Genomic DNA, 25,264 nt, shown 5'->3' with positions numbered 1-25,264 from the left:
GTGCGATCGGTGTGCCGGTCGGCCGGTATCCGTAGTTTCAGTATCGTTGCCGCGCACCCCCGATTCAATCAGCCGGCCCTGAAGTCGCGGTAGGAAACACGCCCGCGTCGTCGGCGGATTCCTACACTGCGCGGGGCTTCGCAGACGCCTTGCAGCGTGCCGGCGCGCGTTCCCGACGCCGCGCATACCAGCTTCCGATCGCGTGCCAGATCGCCGCGGCGGATTCGCAATACGTGAACAGTTCCAGATCGCGGCGGTCGATCATCCCTTCGTCCGCGAGAAACGCCAAGTCGACCGCGCGGCGCCAGTACGCCTCGCCGACGAGGACGACCGGCAGCGGCGCGATCTTGCGCGTCTGCAACAGGGTCAGCACCTCGAACAGCTCGTCGAACGTGCCATAGCCGCCAGGGAAGAAGACGGCCGCTTTCGCGCGCTCGAGCAGGTGCAGCTTGCGGATCGCGAAATAGTGAAACCGGAAGCAGAGATCCGGCGTGATGTACGGATTCGGCGCCTGCTCGCGCGGCAGCTCGATATTGAAGCCGATGCTCGGGGCGCCGCGCTCGTAGGCGCCGCGGTTGGCGGCTTCCATGATGCCGGGGCCGCCGCCGGTGACGATGGCCAGCCGCGCGGTGCGCGTGCACCGGTCGGCATGGGCGACGATGCGCCCGAACTCGCGCGCGACGCGGTAATACACGCCGTATTCGACGAGCCGGCTCGCAATCGCGACGGCGCGCCGCCGGCTCGGGTCGTGCGGACGCTCCGCGAGCAGGCGATTCGCTTCGTCCAGCCGCGCGTTGGCGACCGACGGCGCGACGATACGCGTGCTGCCATAAATCACGACCGCATGGCCGATCCGCTCGTTCTGCAGGCGCTCCTCGGCCTTCCAGTAATCGAATTGCAGCCGGATACCGCGCATGCCGGAACCTTCCAGAACGGTCGCATCGTCGTTGGCCCGGGCGCGGTTCGGGATTTTGGCGGTGCGCCGCGCGCGGCGTGAGATGCGCTGGATGCCATCCTTGCGGACGACGGCATCGGGCCTCGTGCGTAGCCGTTTGCCAGGCGCCTTCGCGATGGTCGCGACGGGGGCGGGACGGCGGCGTGCGTTGCCTTTTGCCATGCCGGCCGGAGCGCGTTTGACGGTGGTCGACATCAACGGAAGCGCCGTGCGACGGTCACTGGCTCAGCACCCATTGCACGAGCTGGTGCGCGTCGTCGGCAGACAGCGGCCCGCCGCGATCGATGGCCGACGGCATCGGCGTGTCGCCCCAATGCATACGACCGCCGACGCGCAGCTTGCTCTCCAGCTCCGCGGCGGCGTGCGGATCGTCGCGGTACCGCTCGGCGATCTCGTGAAACGACGGCCCGAGGAACGTCATGTCTTGCGTATGACAGAACATGCAGTGCTGCGCGTTGACGAGTTCGGTCGGCTCGGGCACGGTCGTCTGCGCGGCGGCCATGCCGGCCATTCCCGTTGTCACGGCGATCGCGCAGAGGGCGGCGCAACGCATGATGCTCATGTTCGTTTCCTCGTCGAGATCAGGAGAAGGAGACCACTTCGTCGAGCGGGCGACGCGGCGAATGCGGCGTATGCGGACCGCGCCCGACGCGCAGCAGCAACTGCGGCTGGCCGCGCAGTCCGAGCATATGGCATAGATGGGCACGCAACCCGGCCGTCTCGATCGGCTGGTTCAGGTACGACGCGGTATAGCCCGCGCGCGTCGCAACGAGCAGGATGCGCTCCAGCGCCTGGCCGGCGGCGAGCCACGCTTCGCGATCGTCGCGCACGGTCGCGATGCACACGATCAACGGCGATGCGCCGACGAGCTGGTGATGCAGCGCGGCCAGCCCGTTGCCGAGATCGAAGGTCCGTACCGCCATCGTCACGACGGGCGCGGCGAAGTCCAGCAACGTCGGCACGCCTGCCGCGAATGCCGGCATGCCGTCGACGTGCCGGCGCGGATCGATCCAGCTCGCCAGCTCCCGCCTGAAGCGCGGGTCCGCGAACTGCTGACGGTCGGCTTCGGCGACCAGCTCCGCGACGCGTGCGCGATGCGCGATCGAGTCGACGCACGCGACGTCGGCGCCTTCCGCGACACCGGCCGCGATCAGCGCTTGCTGGATTTCGTCCGGCACGGCCGTCGATTCGAAAGGGGCGCGCGTCGTGACGCGGTCAGGAATCGCGTCGAACAGCGCGCCGAGGGATGCATCGGAATAGCCGTCGTCGCAGATCCGGACCGTCGCAAGGAGATCGGGGTCGACTTCGGAAGGGAACGTGCTGATCGTGTGGGCGAGCCCGGCGTGATCGAGCGCGACACGCAGGTTGAGCAACGCCGCGCCGCAGCTGATGATCAGTTCGCGATCGAACGGATCGACCACGGGCAACGCGCGAACGCGATCCGCGCACAAGGAAATCGTGGCGCCGTTGACCAGGAAGCGCCACGGCTGGGAGTTGTGGCTGGACGGAGCCAGCACCGCGTAGCCCAGCAACTCCCTCAACTGATGGTCGGGATGGGCGCTTGCGGCAAGCGGGGGAACGGATATCATCGATCATCTCCAGGTTGCCGCGCGGGCGGCGATACGCCACTTCATCGTGTCAGCAACCGTCCCGCAGCCGTTGACCCACGTCAAGCGCCCTTCATCGGGGCCAACGCAGGCGGTCCCCGACGACTACGCTTGGGGAGCGAAGCGCGCGAAACCGGTCGCGCAGGGAGGCGAGCATGCTTGCGATGATGTTTGACGGCACGACACCGCATTTGCGCGAAGCACGCGTGCCGGATCCGTCGCCCGCGGCGGGCCAGCTGCTGATCGACGTACATGCGTGCGGCGTGTGCCGGACCGATCTGCACGTCGTCGACGGCGAGCTCGCGCACCCGAAGCTGCCGCTGATTCCAGGGCACGAAATCGTCGGAACGGTGCGCCGACTGGGCGAAGGCGTGACGGCCTTCGCCGTAGGCGACCGGGTAGGCGTTCCCTGGCTAGGGTCGACGTGCGGGCATTGCGCGTACTGCACGTCCGGCCGCGAGAACTTGTGCGACAGCCCCGGATTCACCGGCTATACGATCGACGGCGGTTATGCCGAGTGCGCGGTCGCCGATCACCGCTATTGCGTGCATCTGCCGCAACGCTATTCCGATCTGGAGGCGGCGCCGCTCCTGTGCGCCGGCCTGATCGGTTATCGAACCTTGCGCATGGCGGGCGGCGCACGCCGCATCGGCATCTACGGTTTTGGGGCGGCGGCTCATCTCGTCGCGCAGGTCGCGCATTTCGAAGGACGCAAGGTGTTCGCGCTGACGAAGCCCGGCGACGTGGCGGCGCAGCAGCTCGCGCTGTCGCTGGGTGCCGCGTGGGCCGGCGGCAGCGACGAAGCGCCGCCGGAGCCGCTCGATGCCGCGCTGATTTTCGCGCCGGTGGGCGCTCTGGTGCCGGCCGCGCTGCGCGCGGTCGACAAAGGCGGGATCGTCGTGTGCGGCGGCATTCACATGAGCGACATCCCGGGCTTTCCGTACGCGTGGCTGTGGGGCGAGCGCCGCATCGCATCGGTGGCCAATCTGACGCGTGCGGACGCAGTCGAATTCATGCGGATCGCCGCCGCGATGCCGCTGCGGGTCGAGGCGGTGCGCTACGCGCTGACGGATGCGAACCGCGCACTCGACGACCTGCGCGGCGGGCGCGTATCGGGCGCCGCCGTGCTGGGCATGCGCGGTTGATCGCCTCGACGGCTTCGCGGCGCGCTCAGATCTGCCGCAGGCCGTCCGAATCGACGATCCGGATCTGCTTGCCTTGCGCTGCGACGAGCCCCTTGTGCTGGAACTTCGACAGCATGCGGCTGACCGTTTCGAGCTTCATGCCGAGATATTCGCCGATCTCGTCGCGCGTCATCCGCAGCACGAATTCCGCGGCCGAGTAGCCGCGCGCCTTGAAGCGCGCGGAAAGATTCAGCAGGAACGCGGCCACCCGCTGCTCGGCACTCATCGTGCCGAGCAGCAGCATCTGGGAGGATTCGCGCACGATCTCGCCGCTCATCATTTGATACACGTGATGCTGCATGGGACGCACTTCGCGGCACATCTGCTCGAGCTGGCCGAACGGGATGATGCAGACCGTGCTGTCCTCGAGCGCGATCGCGTCGCCGTTGTGGTGCCCGGTGTGCACGCCATCGAGCCCGAGCGATTCGCCGACGATCTGGAAGCCGGTGATCTGCTCGTCGCCGTCGCGATGCATCACGATGGTCTTGAACGATCCGGTTCTCACTGCATAAATGCTGTTGAATGCGTCGCCCGCGCGGAATAGCGTTTCGCCGCGCCTGACGTGGCGCGTCGTGCAGATCATCGCGTCGACGCGCACGAAATCGTCGGGCGAAAGATCGGGCGGCAGGCAGACGGTACGCAATGCACACGTCGAACAACGGGACGCGGCGCGCTTGGGCTGATCCGTCGGTTCGACGGCGTGCAGCGGGATGAACGGGCGTAACGGCATGGTCGTCAAGACTTCTGCACTGCTCTGCATGATCGGCTCCAGTTCGGGGGCAGCGGCGGCTCGCCGTCGGGCGGGGTGCGCTGACCGTTGTACCGGCGGCCTTGGTCTCTGCCGCCTTCCTGTCGGGAAAACCCCACCGGACGCGCCGGGAGACCGATATGCCGGTCTCGTCGATGATGCGGCCTTGGCTCCGGGAGGCACGTGTGTTCGCTTTTCTTGATGTGCAGTATGGATGTTGCGCAACGTCAAGAAAATCAGCCGGAATTGAAGTTGGCGTAGGTGAGATGGAAGTCTTGTAGGGGGGTTCCTACAAAGGCGCGGCAACTTGTCGCGAGCGTCGCCGCGCCCGCATGGCCGTCGTCAGCGATACTTTCGGGGCATCAAGACCGGGGCGCGGCCATGCCGGATGCCGCCGTCAGAGGTCGTCCGGGTCCTCGAACAGTTTGTGGCGCATCGCGTAGCGCACGAGTGCCGTGTCGTTCGGCATCTGCATCTTCTCGAGGATCCGCGTCTTGTACGTGCTGACGGTCTTGACGCTGACGCAGAGCGCCTGCGCGATTTCGGAAATCGACTCGCCGGTGGTGACGCGCCGGAAGACGTCGAACTCGCGGTCGGACAGGCGCTGGTGCGGCAGGAGATCGGTCGGCTCGTTCAGACTCTGCGCGAACTGCTCGGCCATCGTCAGGCTGACGTAGACGCCGCCGGCCGCGATCTTGCTCAATGCAGCGACCAGTTCGGCGCTGGCACTTTCCTTGGTCATGTAGCCCGAGGCGCCCGCCCGGAACGCACGCACCGCATATTGCTGTTCGGCATGCATCGTCAGCACGAGGATATGCAATCCCGGCTTCTCGTCCTTGACCTGCTTGATGAGTTCGACACCGTTGCGGCCGGGCATCGACAGGTCGAGCACCAGCACGTCGGCGTCCCTGTCGCGCATGAGCGCGATCGTCGAGGCACCGTCGTGCGCTTCCCCGACGACCTCGAAACCGCTCGCGCTCTGCAGGATGTGTCGAAGACCCTCCCTGACGAGTGCGTGGTCGTCGGCGATGAGTACCCTGATCATGACAGCACATCTCCTTGCTGGATGGCGTGAAGCGGCAGCGCCACGGTGATCGTGAATCCCGCGCCCGGCCGGTTGTCGATCGTCACCGTCCCGTCGAGCATGTGCGCGCGCTCGCGGATGCCGATCAGGCCGAACGACGGGCGTTCCTGCGCATCGCGGGTGTGCTCCGGTGCGCCGTGACCGTTGTCCGCGATGCGCAGCATGCAATATCCGCCTTCCACTTTCAATGCCAGCTTCACGTTCGTCGCGTCCGAGTGTCGCGCGACGTTGGTCAGCGCCTCCTGCACGATGCGGAACAGCGTGGTCGCGCCGGTGCCGGTGAACGCGGTATCGACGGGCGCGATGTCCCGGTCGACCGTGATCCGGTAGCGGCGCGTGAAATCGTTTGCAAGCCATTCGATCGCCGGGACGAGGCCCAGGTCGTCGAGCATCACCGGCCGCAGATCGGCCGCGATGCGCCGGACGGACGCAACGATCGAATCGATCAGGCGATGCATGCCGCCCAACTGCTCGCGCACACCGGTATTGGGGGCGACAACACCACCGAGCCCCAGCTCGACGGCCGAGAGATCCATCTTGAGCGCGGTGAGTTGCTGGCCGAGGTCGTCGTGCAACTCGCGGGCGATGCGCGTCTTCTCTTCCTCGCGCACGTTCTGCAGGTTGGCGGACAGGTCGCGCAGTTCCTCGCGTGACTGCTTGAGGGCATTTTCCGCGCGCATGCGCTCGGTCACGTCGCGCAGCATGACCGTGTATAGCTTGCCGGTGCCGTCGCGAATCTGCGAGATCGACGCCTCGATCGGAAACTCGGTGCCGTCGGCGCGCAAGCCGAACAGCACGCGCTGCCGCCCCATCTGGCGCTCCGACACGCCCGTCACGCCGAATTGCTCGACGTGTCGCGCATGCGCGGCGCGGAAGCGCTCGGGGATGAAGCGGGACAGCGGCGCACCGACCGCCTCCATCGCGGAGACGCCGAACACGCGTTCGGCTGCCGGGTTGAAGATCACGATCGTCTGGCTTTCGTCGACGGTGATGATGGCCTCCATCGACGACCGGATGATGCCCATCATCCGCGCCTCGGTGGGTTGGCTGTCGCCGGCGGGTAGAGCGGCGAGCCCTCGCTTCGCGACGACCTGCTGCACGAGCGCGGCCAGCGTCAGCGAGAGCGCGGTGCCGGCCAGCAGGACGGCCATCATGAAGCCGGACGTGTCGGCGCGCGGCGCGCTGTAGCGCAGCGAGAGCGGCGTGCCGCCGAACGTCAGCGAATCGGTTCGCTGGAGCATGTCGCGTGCGGCAGTCGAGTCGCCGACGCCGACGCCTCCGGAGTACACCGGCGCGGCCGGATTGTCGGCCGTAATTTCCAGGTGCAAGCGGTCGAGAACGGACGAATCGACGAGGCGATCCGGATTCAGCGCCGCAAAAACGTACCCGGTGGCCGTCGCGTGCTGCGGCCCGGACGAAGCGATATCTTGAGTGTTCCCATAAATCGGCAGGTACAGCGTCAGGTCCGTCCGGGCAATCATCGAATCAGTGCTGTCCTGGATCGCGTTCGCGGCGAGCGCGACCCTGCCGGTTTCCGCCGTGCGCTGCAGCGCCTGCCGGGTCGCCTGATTGTCCTCCGCCGCGCTCGGCTCGATTCTCCCGAGGCTGCGGACGGGCGACTGCAATCCGTCCAGATTCAGACTGGCGAGATAGCGGCGCCACGCAGCCCCGGATTGCGGCGCGGGCAGGGTTGACGCAAAGCCGCGCGCGCTGCGCAATACGGCAGCCGCGCCGAGGAGGGTGCGCCGAAGGTCGGCCGTCGCGAGTATCGCGGTTTGCTCGAACCTCGCCTGGGCGACGTGCCGTGCCCCGTTCTGCAGTACCCGGGACGCCGCAAACGTTGCAGTCAGGCCAAGCGCCAGCGTCAGTAGCGCGGCCATGGCTGCATATCGCGCGGGCCGAGTCCGGTGCGACGCCGGCCCGGCCCTGGAGGGGGGCGAATTCGTTGTCATTGCCGTTGATCCTGACGGACTTCGTCGGTGGCTGGCTGGCGGCGGGCCGGACGCGAGGCACGAACAGCGGGGCGGGCCGCAACTGCGATATCGCCCCGGATTGTGCGCGTTTTCCTGACGTTCGCCAATCGGGACCGATTCGTACGGGCGGCAACGTGCGTGCTTGACCCGCGTCAACGGAAAGGCGCCCGCCGGGATCAGACTGGTTTCACGAACCGGTCGAACCCGGACGGCGGCAGGGAGGCACCATGTACCAAAGGATCTTTGTGGCACTCGACGGCAGCCGCAGTGCGCGGCTCGCGCTCGACGAGGCGATTTCGCTCGCCCGTGATTCGGGTAGCCTGGTCATCGCCATGTGCGTGGTATCGGATGCGCCGCGGCTGGCCGACGTCGACAGCGGCTATATCGACCAGCGCGATCCGGCAGGACTGGACGCGGACAAGGCCGCTATCGCGGTCTCGGACGCGGAAACCGCGTTCCAGCTGTCCGGCGTGCGTGGCATCGCGCAAACGATCGACGCGTGCGGAGAGGACATCTCGGACGTGCTGGCGCGAGCCGCCGACGAATGCGATGCGGATCTGATCGTGATGGGCACGCATGGCCGGCGCGGCGTGCGCCGTGCGTTGCTCGGCAGCGTCGCCGAATCGCTGGTGCGAATCGCAAATCGGCCGGTGCTGGTCGTACGGGAGGGGCCGGGCGCCTGCACCAGCATGTTGTGACGGTCGGAGCAGGAAACGGGGGCAGCCGCAAGTGGCTGCCCCCGTTTTGGTTCGCTCAGTGAGACAGCAGGACCGGCACCGTCATCGTCTCGAGGATCGTGCGCGTCGCGCCGCCCAGCACGCGTTCGTGCATGCGCGCATGGCTGTACAGGCCCATCACCAGCAGATCCGCGTGCAGGTCGGTCGCCCGGTTCAGCAGCGTCGCACCCACGCTCACCGACCGTTCGCGCGGCGTGGTCGAGAACGACGCGCGAATGCCGTGCCGTTCGAGATACGCGGCGACGTCCACACCCGCCGGCGTCTTGTCCGGATCGGGCTGCCCGCGGGCGACCGTCTCGACGTTGACGAAGCGCGCGCGGGTGAGCAGCGGCAGTGCGTCGGCCATCGCGCGCGCGGCCTCGCGCCCGCCGTCCCAGCCGATCAGCACGTTCTCGCCGAGCGTGCGCACGTCGCCCGCGTAGGGCACGACGAGCGCCGGGCGCCCGCTGCCCATCACGACGTCCTCGACGAAATGCCGTGCGACGTAGGTCATGCGGTCGTCGGGGTTCTCCTGGCCGAGCACCAGCAGATCGGCGTGGCGCGCATGCAGCACCGCGGCCTCGGTGACGTTGCCGGTCGGCGCCTGCCATTCGACGCTGCGCCCGGCGCGTTCGGCGGCGATCAGGAACCTTTCTTCCGCGTCCTTGCGCCGCTGGTCGCACAGGCGTTCGTAGACCGCCAGCTTCAGCGGTTCGTCGGGCCGTCGCAACGGCTCGAAGAGGTCCTGGCAAACCACGTAGAGGCCGATCAGATGGGCGTTCCAGCGTCCCGCGAGTTCGAGGGCGAGGTCGACGCGCGTCGCACAGCGCTCGCTGTCGTCGAGATGAACGAGCAGGGTCTTGTAGCTCATGACGGCTCCTTTTCGGTTGATGCCGCGGTGGTCCTGGCGGACGCCTTCGCCGCGCTGCTCGCCGGAATCATCAGGACCGGGCACTTGGCCTGACGCAGCACGCGCTCGGCCACGCTGCCGAGGAAGAGGCGCTGGAAACCGCGCCGGCCGTGCGTGCCCATCACGATCAGGTCGGCGTTGATCTCGCCGGCGAGACCGACGATGTGTTGCGCGACGTCTTCACCCGCCGGCGCGACATTGGAGATCCGCGGCGTGCCGGCCACGTCGCGCGCTTTCATGCGTTTCGCCGCGTCGTCCGTGACGCGCAGCCCTTCCTCGCGGAATGCATCGATCAGGATCGACGGGTCGTATCCGTACGTGTCGTAGGCCGGCACCAGGAAATCGACGACATAGACGGGAGTCAGCCGTGCACCCGTCTCCGACGCGAGGTTCAGCGCGGCGTCGAGTGCGCGGGACGACGTATCACTGCCGTCGAGCGCAACCAGAATGTTCGAGTACATGACGTGTCCCCTGAACGGATGTTGATGCAATCATCATCGGCGCGCGCACGCCGATCGCGCTGATCTGGATCAACCGTCGCGGTTGCCGCGCAGCACGCGCACCGCGGCGCGCGCCGCGACCCAGGCTTCGTTGGTCGGTTCGACGACCACGGTGACCGCGCTCGACGCGGACGACACGACATGCGCGTGGGCGGCATTCGCGCGCGCGTCGAGCGCGATGCCGAGCCACCCGAGCGACGCGCAGATCCGCTCGCGCAGTTCCGCCGAGTGTTCGCCGATGCCGGCGGTGAAGACCAGCATGTCGAGGCCGCCCAGCAGCGCGGTCAGCGCGCCGGTTTCACGCACGATGCGATGGACGTACAGCGCCAGCGCGTCGCGGGCCTGCTCGTCGCCGGCCGCTTCGCAAGCGAGCAGCACGCGCGGATCGCCGGATGCCCCCGACACGCCCTTGAGCCCCGACTCGTGATACAGCAGGTGTCCCAGTGCGTCGCCGGACAGCTTGCCGACCTCGAGCAGGTGGAGGACGACGCCAGGGTCGAGCGTCCCGCAGCGGGTGCTCATCATCAATCCGTCGAGCGCGGAGAAGCCCATGGTCGTCGCGACGCTGCGGCAGTCGCGCAGCGCGCACAGGCTCGCGCCGCTGCCGAGATGGGCGGCGATCACGCGGCCATGCGCACGTGCGCCGAACGATTCGGCGAGCGCGATGGACAGGTATTCGTACGACAGCCCATGGAATCCGTAGCGGCGCACACCCTGGTCGAACCACGCGTGCGGCAACGGCAGCAGCTGCTCGACGCGCGGCAGCGTGCGATGAAACGCCGTGTCGAACACGGCGATCTGCGGGACATCCGGAAACGCGTCGCGCAGCGCGTCGATCGCATCCAGGCTGTGCGGCTGATGCAAGGGTGCCAGCGGCGTCAGGGTGCGCAGCGCGTCCAGCGCTTCACCGTCGACGATCATCGGCTCCACGTATCGCGCGCCGCCGTGTACGACGCGATGTGCGATCGCACCCAGCGTGATGTGCGGCAACCGTACGCGAATCCACATCGCGATCTGCGCGAGCACGGCGCGGTAGGGATCGCCGCCGACCAGCGGCAACGAACCGTCCGAATCGGCATCGAACCGGATCGACACGCTGTTGCCGGCCGCGACCGCTTCGCCGCCGTGCAACGGCTGCCGCACGGGATCGCCGTGCGGCGGATACGCGAAGATCGAGAACTTGACGCTCGACGAACCGGCATTCACGACGAGCAGTGCGAGCGTACGCATCGGCCGGCTCAGTGCGACATCAGCACTGGCAGCGTCATCGACGCCAGCACCGTGCGCGTGGCGCCGCCCATCACCAGCTCGCGCCAGCGCGGATGGCCGTAGGCGCCCATCACGAGCAGGTCGGAACCCGTTTCATAAGCGCGCGACAGCAACGTGTCGCCGATCGCCGAGCCGGCGCCGGCGTCGATATCGAGCACGTTCACGTCGCGTGCATGGCGCGCCAGCATCAGCGCGGCGTCGGCGGCCGGAATACGCGTGGTTGCCGCTTCCGAATTGCCGTCGATCACGGCAGCGACCGTCGTGCGCTTCGCGTGTTCGAGAAAGGGAATCGCGTCCTGCGCGGCGCGGGCCGCTTCCCGGCTGCCGTCCCACGCGACGAACACCCGTTCGCCGATCGACGGGAATTCGCCGGTGTACGGCACGAACAGCACCGGGCGACCGGCGGACAACACGAGGTTTTCAGGAAACTGGTCGTCGATGAAGGTCTCGGGATCGTTCGGGTCGCTCTGGCCCGCGATCACGAGGTCGGCCAGGCGTGCGGCGCGCGGCACGGCCAGGTTCGCGCGATCGTCGGCACGCACCCAGGCGGCCTGCACTTTCGCGCGGGCCGTCTCCGCATGGAACAGGCGTTCCAGCGCGGCGAGCCGTTCGTCGCGCTGTTCGCGGTGTTCACGGAAGTAATCGGCGGACCCGGCCATCACGTAGAACGAATGCGGTTCCGGTGTGTAGACCGCGTACAGGCCGGTCAGATGCGCACCGAAGCGCCGGGCGAGACGCAACGCGAGCTCGAGCCGCGAATGCGCGCGGGCGCTCGAATCGAGGTGCACGACTATGCTCTTGTAGCTCATCGGGATCGCTCCATCGACGGGGGAACCGCCAGTGCAATCCAGTCTACGGAGCAGGGTTTCCGCGTACTTGACTCAGATCAACGGCCCCCTTGCGCGATGCCCGCACAGTGAAGCGGTCGCGATGCCGATCCCGGGCAGGCGGCATGTGGCGGAATGCCAACCCATTGACCGGATCGAAAGAGGAAAGCCGATGAGTACGTACGCTTTGACGACACCGAATGACGTTTGCCGCGCGGGCTGCGATCTCGCGTTGCGCATGGTCGCGCAGAACCGCGACTGGCAGCATGAATGGCATGCGCTGGCAGGGCGGCGCATCGAGCGCGACCGCGACGCGGTTCGTCATCTGCAGCAGGCGCTTGCGGACACGAAGGAGTGGACGGCCTTCGGCGAGGCGGCCCGGCAGGTGATGAGCGACTACGCGATCGCGAGCGTCGCGATCTGGCAGGATGCCACCGAGCTGTGCATGCGAGCGCAATACGAGAGCGCCGGCGCATGGCGCACCTGGGCGCGCGAATGCGGCGCAGGCGCGCTGTCGCGTTATCAGACCGACTGGTTGCCCGATCTGGAACGACTGGCCGTGGTCAACGAAGCCAGCATGCCGTGGGCAGACTGGATGACGGCACTGGAACGCGGGATCGAGGACGTGGCCGGCGCGGCGCCGGGTGCCCCCCGCCGCCTGAACGGCATGGCCGGCGCACGGGAGAACGGCCATGCGCGCTGAACGTGTCGCGTTCATCACGGGAGGCATGGGCGGGCTCGGCGCCGCGATCAGCCGTCGCCTGCACGATGCCGGCATGACGGTGGCGGTGTCGCACACCGAAGGCAACGACCACGTCGCGACGTGGCTCACGCACGAACGCGAGGCGGGCAGGACGTTCCACGCGTTCGAGGTCGACGTCGCCGACTACGATTCGTGCCAGCATTGCGGGGCCCGCGTGCTGGCCGAGTTCGGGCGCGTCGACGTGCTCGTCAACAACGCCGGGATCACGCACGACGCCACCTTCGTGAAGATGACCAAGAGCATGTGGGATGCGGTGCTGCGCACCAATCTCGACGGCATGTTCAACATGACGAAGCCGTTCGTGCCGGGAATGATCGAGGCCGGCTTCGGGCGGATCGTGAACATCGGCTCGGTGAACGGTTCGCGCGGCGCATACGGGCAGGCGAACTACGCGGCCGCGAAGGCTGGCATCCACGGCTTCACGAAGGCGCTGGCGCTCGAGCTCGCGCGCCACGGCGTCACGGTCAACACGGTTGCGCCTGGCTATCTGGCGACCGCGATGCTCGAGACGGTGCCGAAGGAAGTGCTCGACACGAAGATCCTGCCGCAGATTCCGGTCGGCCGCCTTGGCAATCCTGACGAAATCGCCGAGCTCGTCGCCTTCCTGTGTTCCGACGCGGGGGCTTTCGCGACGGGCGCGGAATTCGACGTCAACGGCGGCATGCACATGCGATGAAAGCATCCGTCATGCACTTGCCGATCGAGCACGAATCGATGCGGCCAACGGGTACGAGCGAACCGGCGTCGCGCGCGGCCGAATGCACGCCGGTCCGCACGTCGCCCGCCGAACAATGGAACCGCGCCGCGCATGCGAACGTGGCCGCGATGACCTTCGGGCTGTCGCCCGTGTCGATGGCGCTGGCCATGCTCGACTGGGGCGCCCATCTGGCCGTGTCGCCGGGAAAATGCTTCGAGCTCGCGACGCAGGCGTGGCTGGCTGCCGCTGCACCGGCCGCAAGCCGGGGCGAGGGCGAGGCCGACGAGGCCGACACGAGCGGCCTGGCCGTGCACGCCGGGCAGGCCGATCCGCGCTTCGCCGCCCCCGCGTGGGCCGGATGGCCGTTTCGCGCGTATCGCGACGGCTTCCTGTCGATCCAGCGCTGGTGGCGCGACGCGACGCGCGGCGTGCCGGGTGTCGAACGGCACCACGAGGAACTGGTCGGGTTCATCGCGCGACAGTGGCTCGACGCGTGCTCGCCGGGCAATTTCCTGGCGACCAACCCGGTCGTGCTCGACGCGACGATGCGCAGCGGCGGCGCGAATCTCGCGGCAGGCTTCCGGAACTGGCTCGACGACGCGAATGCGTTGCTCGATCGCACGAGCGGCACGCGGGCCCGCGACACTCGCAGCTATCTGCCGGGGCGCGACGTGGCGATCACGCCGGGCCGCGTCGTGTGGCGCAACGCGCTGTGCGAGTTGCTGCAATACGACCCGACGACGCCCACCGTGGCACGCGAGCCGATCCTGATCGTGCCGTCGTGGATCATGAAGTACTACATCCTCGACCTGCAGCCGCACGATTCGCTGATCCGCTTCCTGGTCGATGCCGGCCACACGGTGTTTGCCGTGTCGTGGCGCAATCCTGGCGCGGAGGCGCGCGAGCTCGGGCTCGACGATTATCTGCGTGACGGGTGCATGGCGGCGCTCGACGCCGTCCGGTCGACCTGCGGCGAAGCCGTCCACGCGGTCGGCTACTGCCTCGGCGGCACGCTGCTGGCGATCGCTGCGGCGGCGCTCGCGCGCGACGGGCGGCAGCACGACGCATTGCGGTCCGTCACGTTGCTGGCGGCCCAGACCGATTTCAGCGAACCCGGCGAACTCGGCCTCTTCATCGACGCGAGCGAACTGTCCGCGCTCGATGCGCTGATGTGGCGGCAGGGCTACCTGGACGGCGCGCAGATGTCCGCCGCGTTCCAGCTGCTGAACGCGCGCGACCTGATCTGGTCGCGCATGATGAGCGAATACCTGCTCGGCACGCGCACCAAGCCGAATGACCTGATGTCGTGGAACGAGGACACCACGCGCATGCCGTATCGCATGCATACGGAATACCTGACGCGGCTCTTTCTCGACAACGATCTCGCGGCCGGCCGCTACTGCGTCGACGGGCGACCGGTCGCGCTGTCGGATATCGACGTGCCGACGTTCGTGGTCGGAACCGAACGCGATCACGTGTCGCCCTGGCATTCCGTCTACAAGCTGCATCTGCTCACGCATCACGCGCTGACGTTCGTGCTGACCTCCGGCGGCCACAATGCCGGCATCGTGTCCGAGCCCGGGCATCCGGGGCGCCACTATCGCTGCGCGACGCGCGCGCCCGGCGCACCTTACCGCAGCCGGCACGACTTCGTGAGCGAAACACCCGCGGTCGACGGATCGTGGTGGACATGCTGGCGCGACTGGTTGCGCGCGCATTCGTCCGGCGACGTGCCGGCGCGGATGCCGGCCGCCGGCTTCGGCGCCGCACCCGGCACCTACGTGCTCGAGACATGAACATGAACCTGCATCCGGATGTGTCCGTCGGCGCGTGCCTGCCCGGGCTGTTGCCGCGCGCGGACGGCGAACTTCCCGAACTGATCGAGCGTGCGCGCCACGCGCCGCCGCTGACGGTGGCCGTCGTGCATCCGTGCGACACGGCCAGTCTCGTCGCGCTTGCCGCGATCAATGCGTCGCCGTTGGGCGCGTCGATCGAGCCGCTGATCGTCGCGCCGCGTGCGAAGGTGTTGCGCGTGGCGGACGAGGCGGGCGTCGATCTGTCGAAATGGACGATCGAGGACGTGCCGCACAGCCACGCGGCGGCGGCCCGGGCGGTGGAGCTCGCGAAGTCGGGCCGCGTCGGCGCGCTGATGAAGGGCAGCCTGCATACCGACGAGCTGATGGGCGCGGTCGTCGCCGCGGAATCGGGCCTGCGCACGGACAAGCGCATGTCTCACTGTTTCCTGATCGAGGCGCCCGCCTATCCGCGCCCGTTCCTGCTGACCGACGCGGCCGTCAATATCGCACCGGATCTCGCGCAGAAGGCGGCCATCACGCAGAACGCGATCGACGTCGCGCATGCGCTGGGCGTTGCGTGCCCGCGCGTGGCCGTGCTGTGCGCGGTCGAGACCGTCAATCCGGCGATGCGCTCGACGCTCGACGCGGCGGCGCTGGCGAAGATGGCCGAGCGCGGGCAGATCACGGGGGCGATCGTCGACGGCCCGCTCGCGTTCGACAACGCGATATCGCTGCGGGCCGCGCGCGAGAAGGGAATCGACTCGCCGGTTGCCGGCCGTGCCGACATCCTGGTCGTGCCCGATATCGAAGCGGGCAACATGCTCGCGAAACAGCTCGAATACCTGGGCGGTGCCGCCAACGCGGGCGTCGTCGTGGGCGCGCGCGTGCCGATCGTGCTGACGAGCCGCGCCGACGGCGTCGCCGTCCGGGTCGCCTCGTGTGCGCTCGCGGTGTTGCTGGCACAGGTCCGGCCTGACGCCGCCCCCATGCCTGAACAGGCCCCCCTTTCGATGGAGGAATCGCGATGAAAGCACTCGTTTACCACGGCCCAGGGCGCAAGGCGCTCGAACGGCGGCCCAAACCGGAACTGCAGTCGCCCACCGACGCGATCGTCCGCGTGACGCGCACGACGATCTGCGGCACCGATCTGCACATTCTCAAGGGCGACGTGCCGACGTGCGAACCGGGCCGAATTCTCGGTCATGAAGGCGTCGGCATCGTCGAGCAGGTCGGCGCCGCGGTTGATTCGTTGAAGCCCGGCGATCACGTGCTGATTTCGTGCATCTCGTCGTGCGGCCGCTGCGAGTATTGCCGTCGCGGACTGTATTCGCATTGCACGACCGGCGGCTGGATACTCGGCAACCGGATCGACGGCACGCAGGCCGAGTTCGTGCGCATCCCGCATGCGCCGACCAGCCTGTACCGGATTCCGGCCGGTGCGGACGAGGACGCGCTCGTGATGCTGTCCGACATCCTGCCGACCGGATTCGAATGCGGCGTGCTGAACGGCAAGGTGCAGCCGGGCTGCTCGGTCGCGATCGTCGGCGCGGGGCCGATCGGGCTGGCCGCGTTGCTGACCGCGCAGTTCTATTCGCCCGCGCGGGTCATCATGATCGATCCGGACAGCAACCGGCTCGAGGTTGCACGGCGTTTCGGCGCGACCGACTGCTTCGACGGCAGCGGCGGCGACCCGGTGGCGGAAGTCATGAAGCTGACCGACGGCGTGGGCGTGGATTGCGCGATCGAAGCGGTCGGCATTCCGGCGACGTTCGAGATGTGCACGTCGCTCGTGGCACCCGGCGGGGTCGTCGCGAACGTCGGCGTGCACGGTGTCAAGGCCGACCTGCACCTCGAGAAGCTGTGGGATCGCAACATCTCGATCACGACGCGGCTCGTCGACACGGTCAGCACGCCGATGCTGCTGAAAACCGTGGGCGCCGGACGCCTCGATCCGGCGCGCCTGATCACGCACCGGTTCTCGCTCGACGACGTGGAACGCGCGTACGACACGTTCGGGCGCGCCGCGCAAACCCATGCGTTGAAGGTCATCATCGAAGTCGGCTGATTGCCGGGCCGTGCGCGGCGGGAACCGGTGGCCTCCGCCTCCCGTCACGCGCGGCGGGCATTTCGCCCGCGATTCGTCGGCAATTCGCCGGCAGTCAGGACGACAGCGCGGCGGGTTCCTGCGTGTTGCTTGATTCAGCCTCGTCCAGATCGACGCACTGCCCGTAGGTCGGCACCTCGCACCGCCAGTGCAGGTTCTCCGAGATGCGCCGGCGCATGGCGTCCGCAGCAGCGGGTTCGCCATGCGTGACGAACGTCCGCACGGGCGCGCACTGCATCGTGCCGAGCCACTTCAGAATCTCTTCGTAGTCGCCATGGGCCGACAGCGTCGTGATCGACTCGACCTGAGCGCGCACGCGAACGTACTCGCCATGAATCTTCAGCGTCGGCTCGTGCGCCGCCAGCGCCGCGCCGCGCGTGCCGGCGGCCTGATAGCCGACCAGCGCGATCGTGTTGCGCGCATCGGGCGCATAGCGGGTCAGGTGATGCAGCACGCGCCCGCCCGTCGCCATCCCGCTGCCGGCGATGATGACCATCGGGCCGTGGTGTTCGGCAATCGCCTTCGACTGGTCGACCGAGCGGATCATCGTCGCAGCGTGGCCGAGCGCATTCGCGTCGGAGACGGTCAGGCGGTGCTCGAGGATATGGTGACGATAGATCTCGGTCACGTCCGTCGCCATCGGGCTGTCGAGGAACACCGGGACGCGCGCCATGCGGCCGGACGCCTTGAGCCGCGCGATGTAGTGCAGGATTTCCTGCGCGCGGCCGACGGTGAAGCAGGGCATCACGACGACTCCGCCGCGCGCGAAGGTCTTGTCGAACATCGCGGCCAGTTCGTTCTCGGGATCCGACGTCGGATGGAGCCGGTCGCCGTATGTCGATTCCACGACCAGATAGTCCGCATGCGCGGGCGGGCGCGGCGGCTGCATGATCGGGTCGTGATACCGGCCGAGGTCGCCCGAGAACGCGAGCACCTTGTGATCCCAGTGCATCACGACGCTCGCCGCGCCGAGGATGTGCCCGGCCGGGAGCAGGCGGAACGACAGGCTGCCGCCCAGCGCCGTGCATTCGTCGAAGGCGACGGGCTTCAGCAGGCGTAGCGCGCGCTGCGCGTCGTCCAGCGTGTAGAGCGGTTGCGCCGGATGATGCTTCGAGTAACCGTGCCGGTTCGCGAAGTCGGCTTCCTCTTCCTGCAGCCGCGCGCTGTCGCGCAGCATGATGTCGCAGAGTTCGGCCGTGGCCGCCGTGCAGTACACCGGCCCGCGATAGCCTTCGCGTACCAGCACCGGAAGATAGCCGGTGTGATCGATGTGCGCGTGCGTGAGCACGACCGCACTCAGCGTGTCGGGCGCGAGCGGCAGCGCTCCCCAGTTGCGCAGCCGCAGGTTCTTCGTCCCCTGGAACAGGCCGCAATCGACCAGGACGCGCCGGCCGCCGTGCTCGACCAGATACTTCGAGCCGGTCACCGTCTCGGTCGCGCCGAGAAATGTCAGTTTCATGGATTGCCTCACCGGAAGTCGACGGAACAGTAAGTCGATTAGATTCCGAACGCGCGGGCAGCGGTTGACCGAAATCAGGAATTGAGGGATCACCATGCCGTCCGGGCGAGAATCCCCGACGGCGCCCGGTTTGACGACGATCAACTGCGAGCCGCGGCGGCGGCAGGATAGTGATTTCGTGCGCGCATGCGGTGTCGTGTCGTGACCCGTTATCCGCGCATGCCGTGCGCGCGATGCGTATCGGCATCACGAGTCTTTCGGGATGAACCCATCATGACGTTGATCGCCAATCTGGATGGCGCCGGGCCCCTTTACCGGCTGTGCTTCGTCCGCTCGCCGTGGGCGTGGTTCACATGCTTGCCGCTCGACGAGCAATGCGGCGAGCGCTGGGCGGACGTGCCGTACCAGAATGCCGCGAAACCGCCGTACAGCGATTCGCGCGCGCAATTGCTCCGGGTCGCGTTCGACGCGCCGAGTCTTTTGCCGCCCGAGGCCGGGCGGCACGGGCACGCGTGGAGCGTCCAGCAGATCAATCACGGCGCGGCGCCATGGCTGCGCAGCGAGGATTTCGTCGATGCGTTGACACTGACCGTGCCGGCCGGGGCGACGCTCGCCACGTTCGTCGAAAGGATCGAGGCCGCCGGCGGCACCGTCTACGGGCCGCTCGGCTGGGCGGAATTGCCGCCGTGGCAGCGGCCCGACGTCGCGGCGCAGACGGGCTGAATGGGGCCAGACGGGCTTGAATGGGCCTGAAACGGAGCTGAATGCCCGTGCGGCGCGCGTGTCAGCCCGCATCGCCCCAGCCGCCGCCGAGCGCGACGTAGAACGCGACCGTGTCCTGCAGGCGCTGCGCGACCGTTTGCAGCCACGCAATCCGCGCCTGATGGTATTGCACGTCGGCGACCAGCAACTGGACGTAGCCGGCGATCCCCGCGTCGTAACCGGCTTGCGTGAGTTTCAGCGCGTCACGGGCCGCGGCCATTGCGCGCGCCTGCGCATCGAGCGCCGCCGCGTCGTTCGCAAGCGCGCGCAACGTGTCGGCCACCTGCGAGAACGCCGACAGGACGACCTGCCGATAGGTCGCATCGGCTTCGTCGTACGCATCCTGCGCGGCGCGCCGCTGGTTCAGCAGCGTGCCGCCATGAAAGAGCGGCGCGGCGAGCCCGGCGCCGACACTCCATGCGCGGCTGGCCGGCGCGAACAGCGTGCCGGCGACGACGCTTTCGAACCCGCCCGATGCGGACAGCGTGAGGTTCGGGTAGAGCGCGGCCGTCGCGACACCGACCTGCGCGCTGGCCACGTGCAGTTCGGCTTCGGCCCGCAGAATGTCGGGGCGGCGGCGCACCAGCGACGACGGCGCCGTGTCCGGCAGGCTGGCGGGCAATTCGATCCCGTCGAGCGACAGATCCGGCGTCCGCCAGTCGACCGGGTAGCGGCCGGCCAGTAGCGCGAGCAGATCGTCGGCCTGCGCACGCTTCTGGTCGAGCGCGGGCAGCGTCGCCTCGAGCGATGCCCGCTGCGATTCCAGCGTCAGCACCGCGACGTAGGCCGCCGCACCGGCCGCCACCTGTATGCGCGTCAGACGAATCTGCTCGTCGAGCAGGCCGATCATCTCGCGCGTCGCCGCGGCTTCGTCGTGATAGGCCGCGCGCGCGACCATCGTATTGACGACGTTCGCGGTCAGCATCAGATACGCGCCCGCCAGCGCCTGCCGTTGCGCATCGACGTCGGCCTTGAGCGCTTCGACCTGGCGCCGTTCGCCGCCCCACAGGTCGAGCGTGTAGCTGACCGTCGCCGACAGCGTGAACAGGTTGAAGATCGATGCCGGCAATGCCTGGCCGGTGCGCAGCGGCGTGGCGCGCTGGCGCGACGCGCCGGCCTGTGCATCCAGCTGCGGAAAGAAGATCCCCTGGCCGGCCCGCAGCGCGTGCTCGCTGCGCCGCAGCGTCGCTTCGGCGAGATCGAGCGTCGGGCTGCCGGTCAGTGCTTCGTCGACGGTCAAGTCGATCGCGCGGCTGCCGAAGCGCGTCCACCAGTCGCGCGTGAGCGCCGTGTCCGCCGACAACGCCTGCGTCCGTCCATCGCCGGTCCAGGGGCCGGACGCCGCGCCCGGATCGTCGGGCGGCACGAAGTGCGCGACGCGCGGCGCGGGCGGCGGGACGAAATTCGGCCCGACCGTGCATCCGGCGAGCAGCACGGCGACGGCCAGCGCGCCGGCTCCGCGGCGCAGCGCGGGTGCGCGACGGGCTCCGTTATTTGCCTGCGACGTAGACATCGACGATCTGCCCGGGAAACAGCCGCACGTTCCTGTTCGGCACGATACGGAAAATGACCGGCAGCACGCGCACGTCGACGCGCTCGGTGCGCTGGTCGGACAGCTCGATCTTCGGCGTGACGTACGGCTGCACGCGCACGAACTGGAGATCGGCCTCGACCGACGTGCCGCGCACGAACATGTGCGCCTTCAACGCATGCAGATCGGGTAGCTGGTGGATCAGGATTTCGTCGATGTAGCAGCGCACCTGCAGCTGGTCGGCCGGTGTGCCGAGCACCACGACCGGTGTGCTGCCGCGCGTATAGGTGTCGTAGAGCCCCTGCGAGTTCAGGTAGGCCCCGACCGCCGCGTTCATCGCCAGAACGGTCCCGTCGGCCGGCGCGCGCAGCGTGTAGCGGGCGAGCAGGGCGGCCGCCGCATCCGCCGCGCGCCGCAGCGCGATGGCCTGCGCTTCCTGGTTGCGCACGTCGTAGCCCCAGGCACCGGCTTTCGTCAGGCGATACTGCCGCGTGACGACGTCCAGGTTGGCCGCCGCGACGCGCACCGCGTTTGCGGCCGTGTCGAGCGCGTCGCGGCTCACCGCCTTCGGATCGATGTCGTACGCGTGCCGCTGCTTGTCGTACTGGTCCTGGGCGAGCTTCAGGCTCGCCTGCGCGGCCGCGGTCTGCGCACTGGCAACGTCAAGCACCTCGCGGCGCGGCTGCGCCTTCAGTTCGTCGAGCAGGGCGACGGCCGCGTCGGCCTGCGCCGCGAGCTGGGCGGCGGTGGCGCGCTGTACCGCGTCGTCGATCGTCAGCAACGCGTCGCCGGCCTTCACCGGATCGCCGTCGTGCACGAGGATGCGCGTCACTGCGCCCGAGACGTCCGGATAGACGTTCACGTTCGCGCCGGCGGGTTGCTCGCTCTCGACGATGCCGTTCGCATAGACGCCGCGCGCGTACGGATTGGCGGCCGGCTTGAATACCGGCGGTTGCGGCGGTTCCTGGCGGCTGTAGAGCCACGCGGCGGCGACGCTTGCCAGGAAGCCGAGCACGGCCAGCACGAACACGAGGCGGTGCTTCATCGCGCACCTCCGCGCTCGATCCCGTTCAGCCTGCCGTCTTCCATCCGCAGGATGCGATCCGCGTATTCGAAGATCCGCGCGTCGTGCGTGACGATCACGATGCAGCGCGTGTCGCTCAGCACCTTGTGCTTGACGAAGTCGATGATCATGCGGCCCGTGTCGCCGTCGAGCGACGCGGTGGGCTCGTCGAGGATCAGCAGGTCGGGCTGGCTGACGATCGCGCGCGCGATCGCGACGCGCTGCTGCTCGCCGCCGGACAGCTTGACGGGCGGGAGTTGCGCGCGGTTCGCGAGCCCGACGACGTCCAGGTACGTGTGCGCTTCCTTGATCGCGTCGTCCCACGGCCGGCGCTTCAGGATCAGCGGGATCGCGACGTTTTCCGCGGTCGTGAGCCGCGGGAACAGGTGGTAGTCCTGGAACACGAAGCCGATCCGGTTCAGCCGGAAATCGGCGATCGAATCGTTCGACTGCGCCCACAGATCGACGCCGTCGATCGACACTGAGCCGTCGTCGGGCCGAAGGATGCCCGAGATCACGCTGAGCAGCGTGGTCTTGCCGCTGCCGGACGGCCCGACGATCAGCAGCATCTCGCCGAAGTTCGCCTGGATCGATACGTCGCGCAGCGCCTGCGTGCGTGCATCGCCTTCGCCGAACCATTTGCTGACGCCGCGCGCGTCGATCGCGATGCCGGCCATCGTCAGCCCCGGAAGATGTCGAACGGCTCGATGCGCAGCACGCGCCGCACGCCGAGATAGCTCGAGATCGTTGCGATCACGACCACCATGCCGAATGCGAGCGACAGATTGCCGTAAGTGATGAGCGCCGCGTAGTCCGGAATCCTCAGCTTGGCGACCGTGATCATCAGCACGCACAGCCCGACGCCGATACCGTAGCCGGTCAGCGCGGTGAAGGTCGCCTGGAACAGGATCATCGCGACCAGCTCGCGACTCTTCGCGCCGATCGCCTTCAGCGCGCCGAACTTGTCCAGGTTCTCGAGGATGAACGCGTAGAACGTCTGCCCTGAGATCGACAGGCCGATGATGAAGCTGATGATCGTCATCAGCATGATGTTGGTGCCGAGGCCCGTCTCGTACTTGTAGAAGCGCGCGATCTGCGCGATGAATTCGTCGCGCGTGTACGCGCGATAGCCGAGCGACGTCACCACTGCCTTGATGTGTGCAACGTCCGCATCGGACTTCGGCTCGACGAGGATGTACGAGGTCGTGAAGCGCGGCGACGGAATGTAGCGGATCGCGCGCGCGTACGTGGTGTAGAGCGTCGGCGTGCCGAACAGGCCGCTCGCGGCGACCTTCGCGATGCCGACGATCACGCCGCGATGGTCGTTCAGTTCGAAATCGGTGCCGACGGACGGATTCTCGAGCTTCCGAAACTCGGGATCCTGAATCGCGATGAAGCCGTTTTCCGCGTAGATGTCCTCGATGCGGCCCTGCAGCATCGACGGGCGGCCGAACAGGCTGGCGTCGTCGAGGCCGACGACCGTCACGGCCTGGTAGGTGCCGGAACGCAGCTTGACGAGCGCGCCGCCGGAATAGAGCGGCACCGCATACTTGACGCCGTCGATGCTGCGCACGGCGTCGAGCACGTAGTCGGGCATGCCGATGCTGTTCGCGATCGTCTTCACGGCCGGGTCCATTACCCAGACCTTCGCGCCAATATTGATGACCGACGCCGACGACTTGTTCAGGATGCCGGCGAATAGCGACGTCATCTCGATCATCAGCAGTACCGAGAAGGTGATGCCGACGGTCAACGCCGTGAATTTCGCACTGTCGTTGACGAGCAGTTTGAACGCGAGACGGAGGATACCGTTCACGATGACGAATCCAGCGCGTCCGGTCCGTGCCGCTGATGTCCGGACGACGCGGGATCGAGCTGCGCGATGAACGCGACGATGCCCGACACCAGCGCAATGATCGCGTACGGAACGACCGTCTCGTCGATCAGCATCGCATGCACGACGCCCAGCAGCGAAGCGAGCGCGATGAACACGCAGAGCGTCGCAAGCGCGCTTCGGTATGGCAGACCCATCATGACGTTCTCCCGGGAAGCGGCCGCCGTGGACGGCGTTGCCGTCAACGTAGCTGCCACTGGTTGCGCAAGACATGGCGTCATGATCGCGTGCCGCGCTCCGGCACGATTGATCTGTATCAACGGACAAATTCCGGTGTCACGGGCGCGACGCGTCGATCAAGTCATCTGACCAATCGTCTTGCGGAATCGCGTGAGCGACAGCAGGAACAGCACGCAGCCGATCGCGAACAGCGCGGCAAACTGGGTCCACACCGCATCGAGCCCGGCGCCGCGATACAGGATGCGCTGCGCGAGCTCGACGAAATGGGTGGTCGGCGCGGCCAGCATGATGTCCTGCACGACGGGCGGCATGCTTTCGCGCGGCGTCAGTCCGCCCGACAGCAGTTGCAGCGGCAGCAGCACGAGGACGAGCAGCATGCCGAACTGCGGCATGCTGCGCACGAGCGTCGCGAGAAAGATCCCCATCGACGTGGTCGCGAACAGGTGCAACGCCATGCCGGCCACGAACAGCGGCACCGACCCGGGAATCGGCACGTGTAGCGCGCCGCCCACGACGAGCGTCAGCGACGCGACTGCCGCCGTCGCGACGACGAGCCCCATCGACCAGACCTTCGCGAGCATGATTTCCGCCGCGGTCACCGGCATGACGAGCAGATGCTCGATCGTGCCGTGCTCGCGCTCGCGAATCAGCGCGGCCCCGGTGAGGATCATCGACAGCATCGTCACGTTGTTGATCAGCTCCATCAGCGCGCCGAACCAGACTTCGTCGAGATTCGGGTTGAAGCGCATCCGCATCGCGAGATCGACGGGCGGCAAGGACGTGCCGCGATGGCGCCGCACGAAGGCATCGATCTCGCCCGCCACGATCTGCTGGACGTAACCGCCGCCGGTGAACGCCTGCGTCATGCGGGTCGCATCGACGTTGAGCTGGACCGTCGCGTGGCGGCCGGCGAGCACGTCGCGCTGGAAGTCGGGCGGAATGTCGAGCGAGAATGTGTAGTCGCCGTTGTCCAGCCCGCGATCGGCCGCGCCGGCGTCGACGATCGGCGGCGGTGCGAATTGCGGCGGGAAGAACGCCGCCGCGATGCGCGCCGACAGCGGCGACGCATCCTCGTCGACGATCGCGATCGGCACCTTGTGCAGCGTTTCCGGGCGGGCGGTGGCGGCGACGTAGATCGACGCGCTGAACGTATAGACGATGAGCGCGAGCAGGATCGGGTCGCGAGCGAGGCTCCACAGTTCCTTGACCCCGAGCCGGAAAACGACGAGCAGGCGGGACATG

General features: G+C 67.9%; 25 protein-coding genes. 8 read left to right on the top strand and 17 right to left on the bottom strand.

What is annotated here, in order from left to right; genetic code table 11:
* Window positions 1-121: 121 nt before the first annotated feature.
* The 3 genes from DIE11_RS15615 to DIE11_RS15605 are packed head-to-tail and all read right to left on the bottom strand — an operon-like array spanning window position 122 to window position 2,544.
* On the bottom strand, window positions 122-1,150 hold the full coding sequence (locus DIE11_RS15615; RefSeq protein WP_124625315.1) for an LOG family protein: 1,029 nt from the start codon (window positions 1,148-1,150) through the stop codon (window positions 122-124).
* Between the two features lie 22 nt (window positions 1,151-1,172).
* Window positions 1,173-1,517, bottom strand: a complete 345-nt coding sequence (locus DIE11_RS15610; protein WP_124625312.1) for a c-type cytochrome — start codon at window positions 1,515-1,517, stop codon at window positions 1,173-1,175.
* A gap of 19 nt (window positions 1,518-1,536) precedes the next feature.
* The gene (locus DIE11_RS15605) at window positions 1,537-2,544 is read right to left on the bottom strand and encodes an Acg family FMN-binding oxidoreductase (protein ID WP_124625309.1); all 1,008 of its coding nucleotides are present in this window, start codon (window positions 2,542-2,544) and stop codon (window positions 1,537-1,539) included.
* A gap of 173 nt (window positions 2,545-2,717) precedes the next feature.
* Here DIE11_RS15605 and DIE11_RS15600 point away from each other — a divergent pair, with 173 nt between their 5' ends.
* A complete protein-coding gene (locus DIE11_RS15600) occupies window positions 2,718-3,707 on the top strand; it encodes a zinc-dependent alcohol dehydrogenase family protein (protein ID WP_124625305.1) in 990 nt (329 codons plus the stop codon).
* 25 nt (window positions 3,708-3,732) lie between these two features.
* Here the strand turns inward: DIE11_RS15600 and fnr are convergent, their stop codons facing one another.
* From fnr to DIE11_RS15585, 3 genes are all read right to left on the bottom strand, one after another.
* Window positions 3,733-4,506 (bottom strand): fumarate/nitrate reduction transcriptional regulator Fnr, encoded by a 774-nt coding sequence (fnr, locus tag DIE11_RS15595; protein ID WP_124625303.1) that lies wholly within the window; start codon window positions 4,504-4,506, stop codon window positions 3,733-3,735.
* A 385-nt stretch (window positions 4,507-4,891) separates the two neighbouring features.
* The gene (locus DIE11_RS15590) at window positions 4,892-5,539 is read right to left on the bottom strand and encodes a response regulator transcription factor (protein WP_124625299.1); all 648 of its coding nucleotides are present in this window, start codon (window positions 5,537-5,539) and stop codon (window positions 4,892-4,894) included.
* Window positions 5,536-7,530 (bottom strand): PAS domain S-box protein, encoded by a 1,995-nt coding sequence (locus DIE11_RS15585; RefSeq protein WP_124625296.1) that lies wholly within the window; start codon window positions 7,528-7,530, stop codon window positions 5,536-5,538. Before DIE11_RS15585 ends, DIE11_RS15590 begins: the two co-directional genes overlap by 4 nt.
* Window positions 7,531-7,778: 248 nt before the next feature.
* On the opposite strand from DIE11_RS15585, the gene DIE11_RS15580 reads away from it, so the two are divergent.
* Window positions 7,779-8,249 (top strand): universal stress protein, encoded by a 471-nt coding sequence (locus DIE11_RS15580; RefSeq protein WP_124625291.1) that lies wholly within the window; start codon window positions 7,779-7,781, stop codon window positions 8,247-8,249.
* 55 nt (window positions 8,250-8,304) lie between these two features.
* Here DIE11_RS15580 and DIE11_RS15575 read toward each other — a convergent pair whose 3' ends face one another.
* The 4 genes from DIE11_RS15575 to DIE11_RS15560 form a co-directional block, all read right to left on the bottom strand.
* On the bottom strand, window positions 8,305-9,138 hold the full coding sequence (locus DIE11_RS15575) for a universal stress protein (RefSeq protein WP_124625288.1): 834 nt from the start codon (window positions 9,136-9,138) through the stop codon (window positions 8,305-8,307).
* Window positions 9,135-9,638 carry a universal stress protein gene (locus DIE11_RS15570; RefSeq protein ID WP_124625284.1) on the bottom strand — a complete coding sequence of 168 codons (504 nt, stop codon included), beginning with the start codon at window positions 9,636-9,638 and terminating at the stop codon, window positions 9,135-9,137. The genes DIE11_RS15575 and DIE11_RS15570 overlap by 4 nt, the downstream gene beginning before the upstream one ends.
* A gap of 69 nt (window positions 9,639-9,707) precedes the next feature.
* A complete protein-coding gene (locus DIE11_RS15565) occupies window positions 9,708-10,907 on the bottom strand; it encodes an acetate/propionate family kinase (RefSeq protein WP_124625281.1) in 1,200 nt (399 codons plus the stop codon).
* 8 nt (window positions 10,908-10,915) lie between these two features.
* Complete coding sequence (locus DIE11_RS15560; RefSeq protein ID WP_059602684.1) at window positions 10,916-11,755, bottom strand: universal stress protein; 840 nt, start codon at window positions 11,753-11,755, stop codon at window positions 10,916-10,918.
* A 190-nt stretch (window positions 11,756-11,945) separates the two neighbouring features.
* Between DIE11_RS15560 and DIE11_RS15555 the strand changes: the two genes are divergently transcribed.
* Genes DIE11_RS15555 through DIE11_RS15535 form a run of 5 tightly spaced genes read left to right on the top strand, consistent with a single transcriptional unit; the run spans window position 11,946 to window position 17,094 of the window.
* Window positions 11,946-12,476 carry a hypothetical protein gene (locus DIE11_RS15555; protein WP_124625278.1) on the top strand — a complete coding sequence of 177 codons (531 nt, stop codon included), beginning with the start codon at window positions 11,946-11,948 and terminating at the stop codon, window positions 12,474-12,476.
* Window positions 12,466-13,212: a beta-ketoacyl-ACP reductase gene (locus tag DIE11_RS15550; RefSeq protein ID WP_124625275.1), complete on the top strand. Its 747-nt coding sequence runs from the start codon at window positions 12,466-12,468 to the stop codon at window positions 13,210-13,212. The genes DIE11_RS15555 and DIE11_RS15550 overlap by 11 nt, the downstream gene beginning before the upstream one ends.
* Window positions 13,209-15,029, top strand: coding sequence for an alpha/beta hydrolase (locus tag DIE11_RS15545; RefSeq protein ID WP_124625272.1), 1,821 nt, complete (start codon window positions 13,209-13,211; stop codon window positions 15,027-15,029). The genes DIE11_RS15550 and DIE11_RS15545 overlap by 4 nt, the downstream gene beginning before the upstream one ends.
* Entirely contained in the window at window positions 15,026-16,057 is a 1,032-nt protein-coding gene (locus DIE11_RS15540) for a bifunctional enoyl-CoA hydratase/phosphate acetyltransferase (RefSeq protein WP_124625269.1), read from the top strand. Before DIE11_RS15545 ends, DIE11_RS15540 begins: the two co-directional genes overlap by 4 nt.
* Window positions 16,054-17,094 (top strand): zinc-dependent alcohol dehydrogenase family protein, encoded by a 1,041-nt coding sequence (locus tag DIE11_RS15535; RefSeq protein ID WP_124625266.1) that lies wholly within the window; start codon window positions 16,054-16,056, stop codon window positions 17,092-17,094. The genes DIE11_RS15540 and DIE11_RS15535 overlap by 4 nt, the downstream gene beginning before the upstream one ends.
* 94 nt (window positions 17,095-17,188) lie before the next feature.
* Here the strand turns inward: DIE11_RS15535 and DIE11_RS15530 are convergent, their stop codons facing one another.
* Window positions 17,189-18,592: an MBL fold metallo-hydrolase RNA specificity domain-containing protein gene (locus DIE11_RS15530; protein ID WP_124625264.1), complete on the bottom strand. Its 1,404-nt coding sequence runs from the start codon at window positions 18,590-18,592 to the stop codon at window positions 17,189-17,191.
* Window positions 18,593-18,865: 273 nt separating this feature from the next.
* On the opposite strand from DIE11_RS15530, the gene DIE11_RS15525 reads away from it, so the two are divergent.
* The gene (locus DIE11_RS15525) at window positions 18,866-19,315 is read left to right on the top strand and encodes a hypothetical protein (protein WP_124625261.1); all 450 of its coding nucleotides are present in this window, start codon (window positions 18,866-18,868) and stop codon (window positions 19,313-19,315) included.
* Window positions 19,316-19,376: 61 nt separating this feature from the next.
* Here the strand turns inward: DIE11_RS15525 and DIE11_RS15520 are convergent, their stop codons facing one another.
* From DIE11_RS15520 to DIE11_RS15495, 6 genes are all read right to left on the bottom strand, one after another.
* Complete coding sequence (locus tag DIE11_RS15520) at window positions 19,377-20,867, bottom strand: efflux transporter outer membrane subunit (RefSeq protein WP_124625258.1); 1,491 nt, start codon at window positions 20,865-20,867, stop codon at window positions 19,377-19,379.
* The gene (locus DIE11_RS15515) at window positions 20,845-21,930 is read right to left on the bottom strand and encodes an HlyD family secretion protein (protein WP_059602711.1); all 1,086 of its coding nucleotides are present in this window, start codon (window positions 21,928-21,930) and stop codon (window positions 20,845-20,847) included. Before DIE11_RS15515 ends, DIE11_RS15520 begins: the two co-directional genes overlap by 23 nt.
* Window positions 21,927-22,631: an ABC transporter ATP-binding protein gene (locus tag DIE11_RS15510; protein ID WP_174919943.1), complete on the bottom strand. Its 705-nt coding sequence runs from the start codon at window positions 22,629-22,631 to the stop codon at window positions 21,927-21,929. Before DIE11_RS15510 ends, DIE11_RS15515 begins: the two co-directional genes overlap by 4 nt.
* Complete coding sequence (locus DIE11_RS15505; protein ID WP_124625252.1) at window positions 22,628-23,764, bottom strand: ABC transporter permease; 1,137 nt, start codon at window positions 23,762-23,764, stop codon at window positions 22,628-22,630. Before DIE11_RS15505 ends, DIE11_RS15510 begins: the two co-directional genes overlap by 4 nt.
* The gene (locus DIE11_RS15500; RefSeq protein WP_059602720.1) at window positions 23,761-23,982 is read right to left on the bottom strand and encodes a DUF2964 family protein; all 222 of its coding nucleotides are present in this window, start codon (window positions 23,980-23,982) and stop codon (window positions 23,761-23,763) included. The genes DIE11_RS15505 and DIE11_RS15500 overlap by 4 nt, the downstream gene beginning before the upstream one ends.
* Before the next feature lie 156 nt (window positions 23,983-24,138).
* The gene (locus DIE11_RS15495) at window positions 24,139-25,263 is read right to left on the bottom strand and encodes an ABC transporter permease (protein WP_124625249.1); all 1,125 of its coding nucleotides are present in this window, start codon (window positions 25,261-25,263) and stop codon (window positions 24,139-24,141) included.
* Between the last annotated feature and the right edge of the window lies 1 nt (window position 25,264).

Source organism: Burkholderia sp. Bp9012, assembly GCF_003853825.1.
Lineage (GTDB): Bacteria > Pseudomonadota > Gammaproteobacteria > Burkholderiales > Burkholderiaceae > Burkholderia > Burkholderia diffusa.
Note: the sequence above shows the minus strand (reverse complement) of the source record. Positions and strands in the feature narration are given on the sequence as shown.